Below are 17,698 nucleotides of genomic sequence, written 5' to 3'. Positions count from 1 at the left end.
ATACGTCAATATACTTACACAGAAAAAATCATTTAGGATTGAGCTAAATAGAGAAAATCATTTAGGATTGCTATAGCTGAGTCGAGGTTTGATTTGCGGGGGGGATATTGCTAGCTGCTAATACTGGCGAGGGTTTCAAACTGGTTGTTGCACTAAGTGCTAAAGACGCCGAAACAGCAACTGCAAACTGTTTTAAAATGCGGACTTTGACTTGAGATTTGAACAAAAATGAATAAAGCATTTTTTTTGAGGTGGGCTAATTTGTCCTAGGGGTTCCAGCTTAGCCTTAATAAAAAGTTTTTACCTAAAACTTAAGGTCTTATTTATCATTATTTGCCCTCATAATAGTCATATTTCTTAGTAAAAATGCTTATTTTGCACCTCAAAACCGCTCGGCGTTAATCTGCGTCTATCTGTGGCTACCAACTCCCCTAGCTGTTTTTTATTAACTATTTATGATCGCTCCCCCTGAAAAACTAGGTTTGCTAACAGTTAAGATTCAAATAAATCATGCAACCTGGAACCAACAGCTATCAATGATTTAAGAATCCCAACTCGCTCCATAGGCTGGGATTCCTTTGGCTAAACACGCACTCACAACTGTTTTAGTGACTGCTTTATTAGATACGCAAAATACAGCTTGAACTCGAAATTTACGGGAGAGCTGAATTGCTAAATCGCCTACATTCGGTCTGCCAAGTTCGCCTGTATCATAAATTTTTAGGCGTGGATGACTGGAGATTAATGACCACATTTTTTTGCCGTAAGTTAACTGGTGGTTATTGCCAATCCAGACGATGTAAAGTTTATGCTTGTTTTCGAGGATATGAGGCAAAACAGGGGCAATCCCAGCTCCGGTTGCTACTACCAATACTCGCGAATAAGCATTAATTGAAAACATGAAACCGGGCGGTTTAACTCTCCGAACCCAAAAATATTTAGGAATATCCCCACTCTGAACTTTCTCAATCAAGTTTTTAGTCCAGTCACCAGCGGCTCCAATAATTAGCTGGATTTGCGATCGCCCCGTTTCTTGATTAAAACTCATTCTTGCTACGGAAAATGAATGCCATTCAACCAAATCTGTACTGATTCGGGCAAATGTTCCAATATCTGCCTTGCCCGGAACTGTCAAAAAAGCTACATTTGGGGAAGGACAATAGATACTAAAGTTTTCACATTTTTGTACAGTCAGCCAAGGTAAAAATATACTAAAGATAATTAAAATTAACATTAAACAAATTGGATTTAAAAGATATTCTAGAGTAGGAATCTGATTGGCGGTGGCGAGAAAATGCGATAATGTTAGATAAAAAATTACCCCAGCGAGACAACTCCATCCTGCATAGCGGTGAATTTTCTCAAAGCTGTTGTGAAAGCGCTCTCGGAAAGGAGGCATGGCTGTTAAAATAATCGTTAATAATAAGATTGCCAAGAAAAAACCAGTTGTTAAAAGAAGCAAATTCTTGCTAGTTGTTAACTGTCGGTATAGGTCAATACTTAGCCAAAAACAACTCCAAGTTGCAGCCGCAGCATGAACTCCACCTATATAATGAACTGCGGTATTGATGTAATATTTGCCAGAGGGGGCGAGTTGTGAAATCCCAACTGTTAATCGGTAAAGAAGGTGTACGATTAGTTCGTTTCTTACTAATACGGCTAGAAAAAGATTGCCGATACTGAGGGCAGCTATCGGGGCTTGATTACAAATTTCTGTGATGTAAATACTGGATAACAGTAGAATGTTGACAAGTGAAATTATCACCCACCAAAAGTGGTGCATATTCAAATTGTGTATTATCAAATAACGGGCTTGTGTTTTATATTTTTGAGAGAAACCGATGCAATATTCGCTCATAATTTCCTCCAAAAAGCAATATAACTGTTTAATAATGCAGAAGTGTTGAGAGGAATATCCATTAAGCTTAGAGAATACTGCGACTAAAGTGACCAGCTTAAAGTTGAGTTTTTAACCTATAAAAAAAGGCCAGCATTAGCTGACCTTTGGTTGAGGATATCGCCTGAACTTTTGGCTAGGTTTTGTGCAAAACTACAGGCTGACAATTCCTCGTTTTAATGCGGAAATCGCGGCCTGTGTGCGATCGCTAACTCCCATTTTGCTCAAAATATTGTTGATGTGAAACTTGACGGTGCTTTCGCTGATGTGCAAAACTTCACTAATCTCGTGGTTGCTTTTACCAGCGACGATCAGGCGGATGACTTCTAATTCGCGATCGCTCAATTCAGGGCCACTCAGGCGATCAGCTAACTTAACACCAACTGCCAGCGGAATATACTTTTTACCCTCAAAAACCGCCCGAATTGCTGCTAAAAGCTCCTCTGGTTCCGCATCCTTCAGCAGATAGCCCTTAGCACCAGCTTGCAATCCGCGATAGATGTTTTCATCGCCGTCATAAGTCGTCAGCACCACAATCCGGGCGCTGGGAAACTCCGCACAAATTGCAGCAATGGCGGCGACTCCATCCATTGGGGGCATCCGCATATCCATAAGGGTGACATCGGGCTGATATTCGCGGAACATTGTCACAGCTTCTGCGCCGTTGCTTGCTTGCGCCACAACTTTAACATCTGATTCCTGATTCAGCAGCGCCACTAAACCTTGCCGCACAATATAATGATCGTCGGCAATTAAAATGCGAATAATATTTGATTGGTTAATCATGTTTCCCCTGTTAATTTTATAAAAAAAAATGAAAATCTCAATACAAACTTACTATGTATGCTGCGAAAGGTGTACCTTACTTTACTGTCGATTAACTAAAACTATAACTTCTGTTCCGTTCCCGGGGTAGCTGTTTACATTTAGCTGCGCGTTAATGCGATCGGCGCGTTCTCTCATCCCCAATAAACCAAAGCCATTCCTAAAACCGAAACTTTCCGTATCAAATCCCTCTCCGTTGTCTTGCACCCGCAAAAGGAAGTTGGATGTTTCGTATACTAACTCAATTTTTATCGAGGTAGCTTTGGCATATTTGAAAGCATTTGTTAATGCTTCCTGCCCGATCCGCAACAGGTTATTTTCTACCTCTAATGGTAGGGAATATGCCGTACCCACGACTTCAAAAATAGTGCGCGTATCAGTATCTGATGACATTTGTTTAGCAATTTTGTTGAGAGCGCCATACAAATCGCCATCCTCTAACAGTTGCGGGCGCAAAGATTCTACGGATCGCCGCGCTTCAGCAAGTCCAGAACGAGCCAGTTCGCAGACTGTTTTCATGTGTACTTGTGCTTGTTCTGGATTTGTGGCTATTACCCGTTCTGCGGCTCCCAAATGTATGATAATGCCTGCAAAAGTTTGCGCTAAAGTGTCGTGAATTTCCCGCGCCATGCGGTTGCGCTCTTCTAAAATATTTTGGTCTATGAGTTGTTGAGACATCCTTTTTAGACGTAATTGGTTTTCGACGCGCACTAAAACTTCTTGTTGTTGAAAAGGTTTTGTAATGTAGTCTATTCCGCCCACAGAAAATGCTTTTACTTGATCAAATACTTCCTGCAAAGCGCTGATAAAAATTATTGGGATATCTTGAGTCTTCTGATCACCTTTAAGCTGCTCGCAGACTGCATAGCCATCCATGTGAGGCATCATAATATCCAGTAAAATTAAGTCTGGTAAGTTGGCCTTGATAAAATTAAGAGCTAATTTCCCACTGGGAGCTAGGTGAACTTTATACCCACCGGCCGATAGTATCCCGCTTAAAAGTTTTAAGTTCTCAGGACAATCATCAATAACTAAAATACTTTCTTCGCGGGTAAAACTGAGGTTTTTGTTCATGTCTCATCCCTCAATGTGTGTATTAAATTTAGCAACTGTTCGTACTGAAAATTTTTAATGCAAGCTGCGCTCGCCCTAGCTAAGGGCTGATTGATTTCGCGAATTTGACTGATGACTGTTTGCATCTGTTCTAAATCGAGATTGCTAATGGCTTGCTGAAGATTGGCTACTAACTCAGGAGGCAATTCAGAAAAAGCGGTTTTTGTCAATACATTTACTTCACTTTCTGTGAAACTGGGGGCAGCATTTAGTTCTTCAAAAACGAATTGTACCCCGATATGTTTGTGCAGAACATCAAATATGTTTGCTTCTCTAAATGGTTTGCGAACAAAATCATCGCACCCGGTAGAAAGGACAACGGCTTTCTCTTCCTCAAAACTACTTGCTGTTATGGCAACAATTGCTGTCTGGGGTAGGCACGGGGGCACTACCCCTACAAAATCCTCGTTTTCCGTAGGGGCAATCCCCCTGTGGTTGCCCTCTTTAATTTGTTTGGTGGCTTCATACCCATCCATCACTGGCATCCGCATATCCATAAAGATTAAGTGCGGTGAATATTGCTCCCACTTTTCTATTGCTTCCCTCCCATTTTTGGCTTCGTAAACTTCAAAACCGATCGCGGAAAGCAGTTTAACTAGCAGTTGGCGGTTGTCAAAAGCGTCGTCTGCAATGAGAATTCGATAGCGGGGTTGATGGGGTGCGATCGCAATAACTCGTCTAGTTGGCTGTTCCCGTTGGCGATCGGCACTTTCAACTGCATTAACTTTAATGTCAAATTTGAAGATAGTACCGCCTCCCGCACGAGAACTGACTGTCATTTCACCTCCCATTAACTGCACAAAAGAACGTGCGATCGTTAAACCTAATCCTGTTCCTTGTTGCGATTCTTCTCCCGTTTTAGTTTGCATAAAAGCTTCAAAAAGCTGGTCTAATTCACTACCATCAATTCCCTCTCCCGTGTCTTCTATCTCAAAGCAGATTTGCTGAGCAATATCCTGAATTTTAATTTTCACATAAATGCCACCTTCCGATGTGAATTTAATCGCGTTAGAAATCAAGTTAATCAAGATTTGGCGCAATTTAATTTCATCAGTTTGCACATATTGGGGAAGGTCTGACATCCGCTCGACTAAGAACTCCAATCCCTTATTTTCTGCCGGCAGTTGGAACATATTTTCGATGTCGTCCAGTAGGCGGTGGAGGTCAAAATTTGTCGGGTTGAGAGTCGTGCGCCCCGCTTCTATTTTGGATAAATCTAATACTTGGTTAATCAGTCCGAGCAAATGTTCTCCGCTGCGGGTGATAATATCCAGGTGTTCTTGCTGTTCCTGCAATAGATTAGAACCGCGATTCAACAGTTGGGAAAAACCCAGAATTGCATTCAGGGGAGTCCGCAATTCATGGCTCATATTTGCGAGGAATGTGCTTTTTGCTCGGTTGGCTTCTTGTGCTGCGTGTTCGGCTCGTTGTCGCTCGATAATTTCTCGCTGGAGTTCGAGAGTGCGATCGCTCACTTGCTGTTCTAAAGTGCGGTTGTAATCAGCTAAAACTTTTTCTGCTTGTTTGCGATCGGTGATGTCTTGAAATGTGGCGATCGCATAATTAATTTTACCTGTTTCGTCAACAATTGGAGTGCTGGAAACTTCCAAGGAAACAATTTTATCAGGTCGGTGGAACTCGATATCATCTACCTTGACAGTTTCACCCGTCAAAGAACGCACTATTGGCATTTGTGCGGTGGGATATAACTCGTTAGTTCCTGCTAAATAAGCTTGACCGATTTCGGCAAATTGAGCGGCATTTAATTCGGGTATATAATTGATGCCGCTGAGTTGGGAAGCTGTAGGATTTGCGTAGGAAATTTGTCCGGCGCTGTCAATTACTGTTACTCCAATCGGCATCGCATTGATAAATTGAGTAAGCCGATTTTCGCGTTCTTTTACTTCCGCGTAGAGTTTAGCATTGGTAAGTGCGATCGCCGCTTGTCCCGATAGCAATTGCAAAACTTCTAAACGTTCGGGAGTAAAAGCTTGTGTCGTGAGGTTATTTTCGAGATAAACAATAGCAGCCAGTTGACCTTGATTCATCAAACCAGCACACAAAATAGATTTGGGCTGACGAGCTTTGATGTAAGAATCATTCGTAAAATTGCCTTCACGAGGGGCATTATTTAAAACCACATTTTCTTTTGTTCGGGCGACATAATTGATAATTGTTTCGGAAAGTTTCTGGCAATTTTCAACTGGTTCAGATTGCAACACCGTTATCCGTTCGTCGTTCACTGCACCTTCAGCTTCAATCAGCAATTTGCCTTGAGTTTCTAAAAGTAAATACCCTTTTTGAGCCCCGACATTTTCAATCAAAATTTTCATCAATCTGGACAGTAATTTATCCTGTACAATTTCCCCAGCAATTGCTTCAGAAGCTTTCATGACTGTAGCGATATCCAAGGAAGAACTAGAACGGCTGTTCGTAGTAGATGTAGTTGAACTTTTTTTACTTACAGGTCGATCGATCGTAAATAATTGCGGATATCGCGTTTCTAAATCTTTAACTTTAGCCGCCGCACCCCAGAGTTGATAGCAGTAACAGGATTCCTGCATATAAGCTTTGGCTGTTAATTCTTTCCCCCTGGATAAATAGAACTTGGCAGCAAGTTCATAAGCGAGAGCGGCTTCGTGGATGTACTCGTTTTCTTTGGCGAGGGAGATAGCGCGATCGTAATAGTCAATTGCTTCCACAACTTGACCCAAAACTTCACTTCGAAGTGCCTCTACTAAATAAAATTTATGCAAGTGATTCATGGGAGCATGATGCGCCCAGGTACGCATTTTCTCTTGGCTGCTATTCACGCGATTTAGTATAGCATTTCGTTCCGAGTTTGAAGATTTATTAAATATAGTTAAATGCGCGAGAGAGTCATAAAAATAAAAAACAGGAACAGCAACCATTCCTGTCATACCAATTAAATACTGTTCTGCAGTTGCTGCATTATCTGCTGCTTGATGAGCTTCATCAAATAAATAGTATAAAATTAATTTATTTAAATAAAATAAAGCTAAACCTTGTTTATCTTGAGTAGCTTGATGTATAGATAAAAATTCGTTTTCATTGTAATTATCACTATTTAAATCAAGAGTATTAGTAATTTTTTTTTGTAAATTGCGAACAATTTGTAAATACATTACTACCCAATTAAAGCTACTTTTTTGTCGAGTTTTGCTAAGAATTTCACAATAATTTATTATTTCCTGTTCTAGTGCAACAAGTTCATAACCCATTGAATATGAATTAAAGCAGCGATCGAATAAAGCATAACCAATAAATTCAAAATCTCCTGTTTCCACTGCACTATAATAAGCTTCCAGTAAAATTTCTCGACTTTCTTTTAGATGCTTTTTCCAATGTATAATGTGATTACCAAAAGCATCTAAAACTCTAGCCTTAACTTGGCGAGCATTAAAGCGTTCTATTAACTTTAAGGCTAGTTGGGAGAATTCATAACCTGCCTCAATATCTACAACGATTCCACACAAAACAACGCCGTAGGCTGCATAAGCAAAAGCAGACCAGATTGAATTTCCGTATTTGATGGATAAATTGACATTAGCTAAAACAATTAGTGTCATTAAATCACGATTAGTTAAATAGGTAGTACCTATCATTCTTGAACAAATAAATAAAGCGGTTCGAGCTTCTGGTTGCGTCATTTCAGGCAACTCAAATAATTCTTTTATTTTCCGTCCCTTTAACAGGGTAGTTGTTTCTTCAAAACCCTTTTTTATATCCTCAAGTTTTGGCTGTTCTGGCAAATTAATTCCTAACAAGTTAAGAAAAAATAAACCTGTTTGCACTCCTTCTTTAAAGTTACCTTGAGACATATGAGATTGAATAATCACATCGTAAATTTTTGCTTTTGAAATTACTATTACTGTAGATTTTAATGCAATCTCTGATAACTTATTCATTATGATGAAATTACCTGTTAGATAGGCTGTCTCTACTGCTTCTTCATAAAGGCACAAAGTTAAGTTATAGGAATTTTCCCAACTATCTTTACTCAACATTTTTAGACCAACATTAAAATGCTCAAACGCTGCTTCATAAGCAGTTGATGCTTTAGCCTTTTGGCCTGCTATCAGGTTTAACTGAGCCAGTTCATCTCTTTCTCGCTGATGGGAAATTAGATGGCAACCAAAATTTAGTTGATTGACAATTTCAAAGATTTTTTCTTCTGTAGGATAGGCATTTGGACTGTCATATACGAGGCTATTTTGCAGCAAAAACCGCCCAATTTTTTGATGCAAAATTGGCTTACCCTGTTCGGAGATTAGCGAATACGCCGCTTGCTGAATTCTGTCATGGACAAATTTGAATTCTAGGAATTGGGACTTGGGTAATTTCCCTGCAATTTCTAATTCCACATCTCCCATGTTTCCCAGCAACACGACTAAATTTTCAGCAACGGCTGCGTACAACTCATCCGCCGTTTGTCCCACAGATTTTCCGCAAAGTGAGGCGAGAGTTTTCAGATCGAATTGATTGCCAATGCAGGCTGCTATTTTTAACGTTTCCTGCGTATTCTGTGAGAGTTGTTTAATTTTGCCAGCCATCAATTCGACAACATTATCAGTGAAATTTCTCGCTTGAATTTTATCTAAATCCCACTGCCAACTCCCCTGGCTCCCCTCTTGGTAAGACTGGTCTGTTTCATTCTCTTGTAGGGACAATCCCCCCGTGGTTGCCGCAATATCTGAAAGCCCTGTAGGGGCAATCTCCCCACGCGCGGCGAAGCTATCCCGTAGGGAATCGCCCTCGTCTATGGGCTGGGCGGGCACGGGGGCACTGCCCCTACAAAACCCTGGTTTTTGTGAGAATGAAACAGCCCTGGGGGTAAAGTCGAATTGTAATAGCCCTTCTGTATAAAGCGATTTGAGAAATTCATTCATAAAGAAAGGATTCCCACCCGTTTTGAAAAAGACTAACTCCGCAAGGGAGTTGACTCTTGCTTCCTGACAATTCAGGGCATCGGAAATTAGTTGAGTAACAGAGGCTAAATCCAAAGGTGACAGGAATATGCGATCGACATTTGCCCCTGTTTTGATAATCTCTGCAATCGTTAGCATTAACGCATGAGCTGCAGAAACTTCGTTATCCCGATAGGCCCCAATTAAAAACAGTCCCGTTGACGAAGCGCCGAGCAGCAGTTGCATCAGTTTCAGAGATGCCCCGTCAGCCCACTGCAAATCATCGATAAATATTGTCAGAGGATGTTCGGATTTAGTAAAAACTTTAATGAAGTTTTGAAACACAAAATTAAAGCGGTTTTCCGCTTCTGCAGCACCCAATTCTGGCTGCGCGGGTTGCTTGCCGATAATTAATTCAATTTCGGGAATTACGTCAATAATGACTTGAGCATTGATTCCCAATGCGTCTAATAATTTTTCCCGCCATTCTTTAAGTTGCGCTTCGCTTTCTGTTAACAGTTGTTTGGCTAAATCCTGAAAAGCGCTGACAATTGCGCTGTAGGGAATGTTGCGCTGATATTGGTCAAATTTGCCGGATATAAAATAACCGCGCTGTTGAGTAATGGGCTTGTATAATTCTTGCACCAAAGCTGATTTACCGATACCCGAATATCCCGAAATCAGCATCAGTGAACTTGTGGCACAGACATCTTTGCCTTGTTGGCTGACTTGTGCAAAAGCTGTCAGTAAGCTATCAATTTCTCGCTCTCTGCCATAAAGTTTTTGTGGAATTTGAAAACGGTTAGAAATATCTTGACTCCCTAGGGTGAAAACTGATATATTGTTATGGCTGTGCAGTTGATTTAAACATTCTTCTAAATCCGCTTTTATTCCGATCGCACTTTGATACCGCTCCTCAGCATTTTTCCCCATCAACTTCATCACAATATCGGAAACAATTTGCGGAATTTCGGGATTCAGCTGAGATGGAGATAACGGCTGTTTAGCGAGATGACTGTGTACCAATTCCAGCACATCATTGGTGTCAAAAGGCAATTTGTTTGTCAGGAGTTCGTAAAAGGTAGCGCCCAGGGAATAAAAATCCGTGCGGTAATCTAAACTTCGGTTCATTCGGCCGGTTTGTTCCGGCGACATATAAGCAAGAGTTCCCTCTAAAATGTTGGGATTTTTTAGGGTAGAATTCTCCCGCGTTAACTGCGTGGAAATGCCAAAATCGATAATTTTGAGTTCTCCGCTAGCTGGATTGAAGACAATATTTGAAGGGTTAATGTCTTTGTGAATGATGTTGGCGCTGTGAATTTGTTGTAAACTTTCTGTGGTTGCGATCGCAATTCGCAAGAATTCTGCAATACTAAATTTTTGCTGCTGCATCCAAATTTTCAACGATTCGCCGCCAAAATCCTCGACAAACATCACCAGCGTGTTTTGATATGGCTGCAAATCATAGGCTTTTATACAGCCACTCAGATTCAGAGATTGTGTAATTTTATACTCTGTGCGATAGCGAGCGAGTTCTTGGGGCGTGGGATAATTTTCTTTGAGGATTTTGAGGACGACGGGTTGATTGTCGGGCTGTCGCAATGCTCGGTAAACCAGAGAGTTTGCGCTTTCGTAGATGAGCTCTGTGATTTCAACGCCGGGAAGAGTCAGCATATTCATACCGCTGTCAACTTTGCAGTCGAACATAGCATAAATTTGCTCCTCACACCAGAGGTGCGTGAGCCATCAGTCGATTTTAGATTTTAGATTTTAGATTTTAGATTTTAGTCTGCGACTATTTTTCTGCCAAAACAGGTTTCCCAGTCAATACAACCTGTTCGATAATGTCAGCGGCGCGCTTGACTCCTCCCGATCGCCCGATCGCCCCTTGCATCTCAATCGCCCTTTGTTTATACGACTCTTGGGTGAGGACTTTCACAATTGCCGATCGCATTTTAGAAACGCTCAATTCCTTCAAAGGAACCACTTCCCCAACACCCGTATAAGCAATCCGCGCTGCGACTCCCGGCTGATCGTTCGCCACAGGAATTGCCACCATCGGTACTCCATTGCTCAAGGATTCCAAGGTTGTATTCATCCCCGCGTGAGTAATTGTGAGAGTTGCTTTTTGCAGCAATTCTAATTGGGGTGCATAGCCAACCACGATCGGATTTCCCGGCAATTGCGGGAAGGATTCTGGACTCGCGCCACCTCCCAGAGAAATCACCAATTGAGCCTCTAATCCTTCACAAGCAGAGGCGATCGTTTGAAAAACATCCAGCAAGCGATTTTGAATAGTTCCCATCGAAGCATAAATCAATGGTTGGCCAGTTAATTGTTCAAAAGGAAAAGGCACTGGTTTGCGCGTCGCAGGATTGTGATAAGGGCCTGTGAAATGGAAATAAGGGGGTAAATTTTGTCTGGGAAACTCTAATTCAGCCGACTGCTGAGTGATTTGAGCTAGTTTCGAGTAATAATCGTTTGGGTGGGATTGCAAAGGTAAGTTCCACTTTCTGCGATACTCAGAAATCCCTTCTCGAATCGGTCTTGCAAGTAAACTGAGTAACTGATAGCTGACTTGATTCCGTAAGCGTCCTTTCCAAGTTGGATCGTACTGCCAAAGGGTACAAATGGGTGGAACGTCTGGGTCTCGATTTAATAGTAACGCACTGCAAACTGTGATAAAAGGAATGTTTATAAATTCTGCAATTGTTCCTCCTTCCAGTGAAACTTGGTCTACGAGTAAAGCTTCTACATCGGCTTTTTTAATAGCGATAGGAGCCTCTCTAAGAATAGCATCCGAAGTCTTCGCAACTTCCTTAAAAGTATGTTGCAATGCCGCTAGTCCGCTAAGTTTTCCGCGTTGGGAAATGATTTCTGCGAACCAGCCGACGGGAAACTCTTCTTCAGCTAATGGCTGGAATTCTAAGCCGCTGGCTAAGGTGGTGGTTTTAGCATCGAGGAAGTTAAATACGGTGACTCGATGGCCTCGGCGAAGCAGTTCGTTGCCTAATGTTGTCATGGGGTTGAGGTGGCCGTCGCCGGCTGGACAGAAAATGCCGAAGTGGGTCATTAGTAAAGGCTCCGTGTGAATTTAACCTTTTGAGCATTTAATGGGCGGTGTGGGGTTTTTGTTAGGCGTTGGGGCGTTGGGGCGATCACTTGGAGAAACTCAGGAATGGGACGCAGGCTTTAGTCATAGCCAGAGATTGTTACCAGTATATAGTTGTATGCGATCTGCGATACCTAGCCAAAAGTTCAGGTGATCTCCTCAACTAAATGTTAGTTCAAACTACGTTGTTGTTATAGCTTCAAAACTCAACTTTGAGCTGGCTACTTTAGCCGGGTAATTTAATAAACTAAATTTACGCATAGGCCAGCCAGAGCCTAGCTGTAAAAAATCCACAAGGAGTAACTTGCATGTCGAGTGAAAGCATCATAAAAAAAGCAACATCTACACCGGAAAACTCAACTAATCAAGAATTGAGCGACTTGGAACTCGAAGCGATCGCAGGTGGTATGCGTACTATCACAGTCGAAGGTCCAGTGCCGGACTATCTGAAACCCCGCATATCCACGCAACTGATTAACTACATGCAGTCCTATTTCGGCAAATGAGCTGCTTGTAACTAGAAGCGATCGCGCTTCTGCTGAGTTTAAACATCCCAGGAGAAAACATCTGATGGAAAGCAACAATCAATTTTCCCAAGAAGTACCGTCCGAGTCGTCCGCAATCACAGCATCCGCACCGGACAACTCAACTAATCAAGAATTGAACGAATTGGAACTTGATGCGATCGCGGGTGGTATGCGTATTATCACAGGCAGCGATCCAAAGCCCGACTTTTTGTTGCGTTTGCGTCCGTTCTTCCAAATAACTGAAGAAACGCTGTCCTATAATTGGGGACAGAAGAAATGAGCTGCTTGTAACTAGAAGCGATCGCGCTTCTGCTGAGTTCAAACATCCAAGGAGAAAACATCTGATGGAAAGCAACAATCAATCTTTTCAAGAACTACCGCCGACAATCGCAGCATCCGAACAAGAAAACTCAACCGATCGAGAATTGAACGACTTGGATCTCGAAGCGATCGCAGGCGGCTGTTCCGATATGGCCGATCGAGCTCGGGCTGCGGGTATCCCTGTTATCACAGCCAGCGGTCCAAGGCCTAACTTTTTTGGTCCTGGTCCGTCCATGCAATTAATTGAAGCAGCGTCGCGCGCATTTGGCAATCGGAACTGAGCGACTAATAATTGCCAAAAGCCACGCGATCGATGAGGCTAAAATTTGCAAAGCAATCGCATAATATGCGATTGCTTTTCCGTGAAAAAATGAGAACTATAGCAATCCCAATCTACAGAAAATATGGATGCAATACAGCCCGTATACCTCATGCAGCAAGCCCCCGGTATGGGTAACGCTACAATATTTAGAGTTGGCTTAGTTATCCTCTGCTTGCTATTGCTAATTTTGTTGTGGTTGCCAGATTTGCTAACAAAACAATAACCATTTCCCCAACGAGCAATGTACGGGATGTAACGGAGGCAAATGAGATATTGTACCATGGAGTTCCTGCTTAGCCTTACTAAAAAGTTGTTACCTAAAACTTAAGGTCTTATTTATCATTATTTGCCCTCATAATAGTCATATTTCTCAGTATAAAAAATACCGAGCATTAAACTACAGGCTGACAATCCCCCGTTTTAAGGCGGAAATCGCGGCCTGCGTGCGATCGCTAACTCCCAATTTGCCCAAAATATTGTTGATGTGAAACTTGACGGTACTTTCGCTGATGTGCAAAAATTGGCTGATTTCGTGGTTGCATTTACCAGTTACGATCGAGCGAATTACCTGCAATTCGCGATCGCTCAATTGAGCATTGTCTATACGAGCTGCTAGTTTAGCACCAACGGCGCTGGGAATGTACTTTTTACCGCTAACAACCGTGCGAATTGCCAAAAAAAGTTCGTCAGGTTCGGTATCTTTGAGCAGATAACTTTTGCCACCAGCCCGCAGCCCGCGATAAATATGTTCATCACCATCATAAGCAGTGAACACGACGATGCGGGCAGCTTCAAATTCAGTACAAAGGGCGGTAATGGCCTCGACTCCATCCATTTGTGCAATTCGCACATCCATTAGTGTCACGTCTGGCTGATATTGACGGAACATTGTTAATGCTTCCTGTCCGTTGCTAGCTTTTGCAACAACTGTTATATCTGGTTCTTGTTCCAGCAAGGCGGCTAAACCCTGTCGCATTATCGCATGATCGTCGGCAATTAAAACGCGAATCATATTTGATTGTTGAATCATCTTTTTTCCCTGATAATTTTATGAAAAAAGACTGTCGTCCTCACTACAAACTTTAGTCCTGTACGCAGAAACCTGGTTGGACGAAAATAATAAATTTGAGCCTTTAACAACGAGTAAAAAACCAGGTTTCTTTGGTATTTATTGGTAAGTCCTAAGAAGCTTAATCTGCCTCACCAATCAACGTGAACGCTGCCCAATCTCGCGGATTAGAATGCGCTTTCATTGTGGTTAGCATAGCTTGCCGAAGTGCCTGTGCTTTATTCGTGTTTTTCTGAAGATTTTGATAAAAGGCCTGCATCAATTCGGCTGTAGGCGCATCGGGAACCGTCCACAAGGAGACGATCACACTGGGCACTCCTGCCGAAATGAGCGATCGCGACAAACCAATCACGCCATCCCCGGTAATTCTGCCTTCTCCAGTGTTGCAAGCACTCAAAACAACTAAGTTTGCTTGCAGTTTCATGTCGAAAATCTCTTGTGCGGTCAATAAGCCGTTGTCGGTGCCAGAGGGAGCCAGGGCGATCGCACTTCCCAATCCGTTTACATCATCGAGCAATCCATGCGTTGCCAAATGAATAATCGATGCTTGGGGCATTTTTTGGACGATCGCAGCTTTTGTACCTTGAGCGCCTGTGATGGCTTCAGTGTTGAGCATCGGGGCGATCGCTCTGGCTTCGGCTTCGGCCCCAGGTAGAGCAGACAATTGCCGTTTGGGTTCTCCGGGAGAGAGAGACACACTAGGCATGGTGGGATTGCCCAATACTAGAGCTTTTCCGCTGTTTGATTGCTGACTTGCTAGCTTCAGTCGTTGTTGTCGGGTTAATGCCAGAACTTGAATCGAGGGGGCGGTGAGAATGGTGTGTTTCTGGATTAAGTAAGTGCCGTTGCTATCTTGCAGGGCGGGGAAGGGCACTTGGAACAAGGAACCTTGGGGAATGAAAATGACGTGGGCATTGGGATCTTTGGGTAGGAAATTGGCGATCGGATCAATCAGCAGTTGATGCAGCGTCGGTAAGTCCGGTTCGGGTTGGGTGGAGCCAAGACTGCTGCGACGGCGGACGGCAAGAAATTCTTGATTGCCAACGATCAAGCTGGCTAGGGAGCGGTTGTGCTGTTGCCAAAGGGGTTGGAGGTCAACTTGGCGGAAGGTTATTTCGCCTGTCGGTGAAATTACCCAAATGTAGAGCGCGGATTCCCTCCCTACTTGTTTGCCTTGGATCTCGAAAGTATCGTAGATGATGGAATACTGCACCCAAGTCGCGTTCTGTGCTTTGGCGATTTGGCGAATTTGCTCGCCGTTGGGAGCAGTGGCGATGACCGAATTGGCATCACCAGTTGATAAGCGTTGTGTGAGTATATCGACAAAGGCACGAGCACGTCCCCGTTCGGCAATTTCTAAAGCCGCGATCGGGTTATTCTGAGCTACCCGAACTTGTTGTAAAGTCCGATAGGTGCGAGCTTGTCCTTCAAAGATGGAGACTTTATGCGCGTCGTTGGAGCCGAGCATTTGACGCATCAATTCCCAAACTTGAATCCCTTTGAGGAGCATTTTCTCGGCTTCTGTTGGGTTGCCAGCTTTCAATAACGCCACTCCGAGGTTGGTGAGCGCCCTACCCTCCCCAAGGCGGTTTTTAATTTCGCGGGCGATGGCTAAATATTGCTGTGAATACTCAATCGCTTTGGCATTGTTGCCCAGAGAGCCGTAAGCAACTCCCAAATTGCCCAGTGCTATACCTTCCCCTTTGCGGTCTTTAATTTCGCGGGCGATCGCTAAAGTCTGCTGTGTATACTCAATGGCTTTGGCCGAGTTGCCCAGAGAGTGGTAAGCGGCTCCCAAATTGCTTAGTGCCACACCCTCCCCAAGGCGGTTTTTAATTTCGCGGGCGATCGCTAAATGTTGCTGTGAATACTCAACCGCTTTGGCCGAGTTGCCCAGACTGAGGTAAGCGGCTCCCAAATTACCCAGTGGATTACTCTCCCCTCGGCGGTCTTTAATTTCACGGGCGATCGCTAAACTCTGCTCCCCAAATTTAAGGGCTTTGGCATAGTCGCCCAGATAGAAGTAAGCGGCTCCCAAATTGCCCAGTGCTGTACTTTCCCCTCGGCGGTTTTTAATTTCGCGGGCGATCGCTAAATGTTGCTTTGAATACTCAACCGCTTTGGCATAGCTGCCCAGAGAGTGGTAAGCGACTCCCAAATTACCCAGTGCATTACTCTCCCCTCGGCGATCCTTAATTTCGCGGGCGATGGCTAAGTGTTGCTGTGCATACTCCATGGCTTTGCCATAGTTGCCCAGATAGAAGTAAACGGCTCCCAAATTGCCTAGTGCCTCATTTTCCGCGTAGCGGTCTTTAATTTCGCGGGCGATCGCTAACTGTTGTTGTACATACTCAATGGTTTTGTCATAGTTGCCCAGAGAGTTGTAAGCATCTCCCAAAATGCCCAGTGCTTCCCCTTCCCCTTCGCGGTATTTAATTTCGCGGGCGATCGCTAACTGTTGCTCTGCATACTCAATCGCTTGGGCATAGTTGCCCAGAGAGCGATAAGCGCTTCCCAAATTGCCCAGTGCCCAACTCTCCCCGTAACGGTATTTAATGGCGCGATAAATTTGCAGTGCCTGTTGCCAGGAATTCAGCGCGGCTGAAAATTGGCTAGTCTGATACTGTTGGTTGCCCTGCTGAAACAGCCGATCGGCCTCGGTTTTACGAGCATCGGTAGTTTGAGCGATCGCTGGAAATAGAGAGTCAGGAGTTAATAGGGGAGCAGTGGTAAATAGAAACAGGGAAATGGAAGCTAGGAAAACAGGAGTGAACCTAGAGTGGGTCGATTTGAGTCGCTGAAATGGAGAATACAGCATAGGATTCTGGGGTTTGGATTTAGAGAGTTAGCCCGATCGCTCTTTTTGCCGTCGCGCGATCGCCTCAATCTGCTTAAATCGATATTTTAATCTTAAGCAACCCAGATGGTAAATTCATTCGTTCTACCCACAGATCTGATCTTCAGAGGGGTGCAATGTTGATTGCGGGAAAGTGCAATGTATCTCAATACCCATAGCACTTCTCACTACAGCTTGTTAAATAATGTCAGCAGCTTTCTTGACTCTCGGGCGATCGCACAATGCCTCTTGGAGTGCGATCGCCCTTTTTTTGTACTACTCTTGGGGCTTTCTTAATTGCCGATCGCACTTTGGGAACGCTCAATAGGAAGCAGGCTTGACTCATCACAGGAGAGTGTTACCAGTCTATCGTTGTAGGCGATCGGCGATACCTACCCAAAAGTTCAGATTGTTACCCGATTTTATAGCTAGTTCTTAGCTAGCTTTTTTATAGGTTCAAAACTCAACTTTTAGCTAGCTACTTCCGCGGGGGAATTTAATAAACTATAAACAGTTACCAGACACAAACAATTCAATCAGGAGCAAATCTCATGTCTTTTGAATTTGAAAACGTCAATCATTTTTTTCAAGAAGTCTCGCAAGATCCCGAACTCCAGCTACAGTTTCAATCAGTAACGGATCGGGAAAGCTTAGTGAATAAAGCGGTAGCTCTGACGGGGTGACAACCCCGTCAAAAGCCCCACCAGTGGCGGATTTGCCCAACGTGAGGTAAAAAAAGATGGGGTCG

14 protein-coding genes are annotated in these 17,698 nt (G+C 43.4%); 5 read left to right on the top strand and 9 right to left on the bottom strand.

The features are described from left to right. Positions 1-70: 70 nt before the first annotated feature. The 6 genes from QUA24_RS24835 to QUA24_RS24810 all read right to left on the bottom strand — a co-directional run bounded on the left by QUA24_RS24835 (position 71) and on the right by QUA24_RS24810 (position 11,836). Positions 71-241 carry a hypothetical protein gene (locus QUA24_RS24835; RefSeq protein ID WP_333232874.1) on the bottom strand — a complete coding sequence of 57 codons (171 nt, stop codon included), beginning with the start codon at positions 239-241 and terminating at the stop codon, positions 71-73. A 300-nt stretch (positions 242-541) separates the two neighbouring features. Then, positions 542-1,858, bottom strand: coding sequence for a hypothetical protein (locus tag QUA24_RS24830; RefSeq protein ID WP_333232872.1), 1,317 nt, complete (start codon positions 1,856-1,858; stop codon positions 542-544). 192 nt (positions 1,859-2,050) lie between these two features. Next, the gene (locus tag QUA24_RS24825) at positions 2,051-2,683 is read right to left on the bottom strand and encodes a response regulator (protein WP_445242647.1); all 633 of its coding nucleotides are present in this window, start codon (positions 2,681-2,683) and stop codon (positions 2,051-2,053) included. A gap of 81 nt (positions 2,684-2,764) precedes the next feature. After that, positions 2,765-3,796, bottom strand: a complete 1,032-nt coding sequence (locus QUA24_RS24820; protein WP_333232870.1) for a response regulator — start codon at positions 3,794-3,796, stop codon at positions 2,765-2,767. Further along, positions 3,793-10,437, bottom strand: a complete 6,645-nt coding sequence (locus QUA24_RS24815; RefSeq protein WP_333232877.1) for an AAA family ATPase — start codon at positions 10,435-10,437, stop codon at positions 3,793-3,795. The genes QUA24_RS24820 and QUA24_RS24815 overlap by 4 nt, the downstream gene beginning before the upstream one ends. A gap of 121 nt (positions 10,438-10,558) precedes the next feature. Beyond that, a complete protein-coding gene (locus tag QUA24_RS24810) occupies positions 10,559-11,836 on the bottom strand; it encodes a glycosyltransferase (RefSeq protein ID WP_333232868.1) in 1,278 nt (425 codons plus the stop codon). 347 nt (positions 11,837-12,183) lie between these two features. Between QUA24_RS24810 and QUA24_RS24805 the strand changes: the two genes are divergently transcribed. The 4 genes from QUA24_RS24805 to QUA24_RS24790 all read left to right on the top strand — a co-directional run bounded on the left by QUA24_RS24805 (position 12,184) and on the right by QUA24_RS24790 (position 13,268). Further along, a complete protein-coding gene (locus QUA24_RS24805) occupies positions 12,184-12,381 on the top strand; it encodes a hypothetical protein (protein ID WP_333232866.1) in 198 nt (65 codons plus the stop codon). Between the two features lie 64 nt (positions 12,382-12,445). After that, positions 12,446-12,682 carry a hypothetical protein gene (locus QUA24_RS24800; RefSeq protein ID WP_333232865.1) on the top strand — a complete coding sequence of 79 codons (237 nt, stop codon included), beginning with the start codon at positions 12,446-12,448 and terminating at the stop codon, positions 12,680-12,682. A gap of 64 nt (positions 12,683-12,746) precedes the next feature. Beyond that, positions 12,747-13,004, top strand: a complete 258-nt coding sequence (locus QUA24_RS24795) for a hypothetical protein (RefSeq protein WP_333232863.1) — start codon at positions 12,747-12,749, stop codon at positions 13,002-13,004. Between the two features lie 123 nt (positions 13,005-13,127). Beyond that, a complete protein-coding gene (locus QUA24_RS24790) occupies positions 13,128-13,268 on the top strand; it encodes a hypothetical protein (protein ID WP_333232861.1) in 141 nt (46 codons plus the stop codon). A gap of 174 nt (positions 13,269-13,442) precedes the next feature. Here QUA24_RS24790 and QUA24_RS24785 read toward each other — a convergent pair whose 3' ends face one another. From QUA24_RS24785 to QUA24_RS24775, 3 genes are all read right to left on the bottom strand, one after another. Continuing rightward, on the bottom strand, positions 13,443-14,075 hold the full coding sequence (locus QUA24_RS24785; protein ID WP_445242646.1) for a response regulator: 633 nt from the start codon (positions 14,073-14,075) through the stop codon (positions 13,443-13,445). A 160-nt stretch (positions 14,076-14,235) separates the two neighbouring features. After that, positions 14,236-16,932 carry a CHAT domain-containing tetratricopeptide repeat protein gene (locus QUA24_RS24780; protein WP_333232859.1) on the bottom strand — a complete coding sequence of 899 codons (2,697 nt, stop codon included), beginning with the start codon at positions 16,930-16,932 and terminating at the stop codon, positions 14,236-14,238. A gap of 226 nt (positions 16,933-17,158) precedes the next feature. Further along, a complete protein-coding gene (locus QUA24_RS24775) occupies positions 17,159-17,296 on the bottom strand; it encodes a hypothetical protein (RefSeq protein WP_333232858.1) in 138 nt (45 codons plus the stop codon). A gap of 205 nt (positions 17,297-17,501) precedes the next feature. Here QUA24_RS24775 and QUA24_RS27415 point away from each other — a divergent pair, with 205 nt between their 5' ends. After that, entirely contained in the window at positions 17,502-17,633 is a 132-nt protein-coding gene (locus QUA24_RS27415; protein WP_445242645.1) for a Nif11-like leader peptide family natural product precursor, read from the top strand. The last annotated feature ends 65 nt before the right edge of the window (positions 17,634-17,698 follow it).

Source organism: Microcoleus sp. Pol12B5, assembly GCF_036701335.1.
In the GTDB taxonomy this organism is placed as follows: Bacteria; Cyanobacteriota; Cyanobacteriia; order Cyanobacteriales; family Microcoleaceae; genus Microcoleus.
This window is presented reverse-complemented; position numbering and strand designations above follow the sequence as displayed.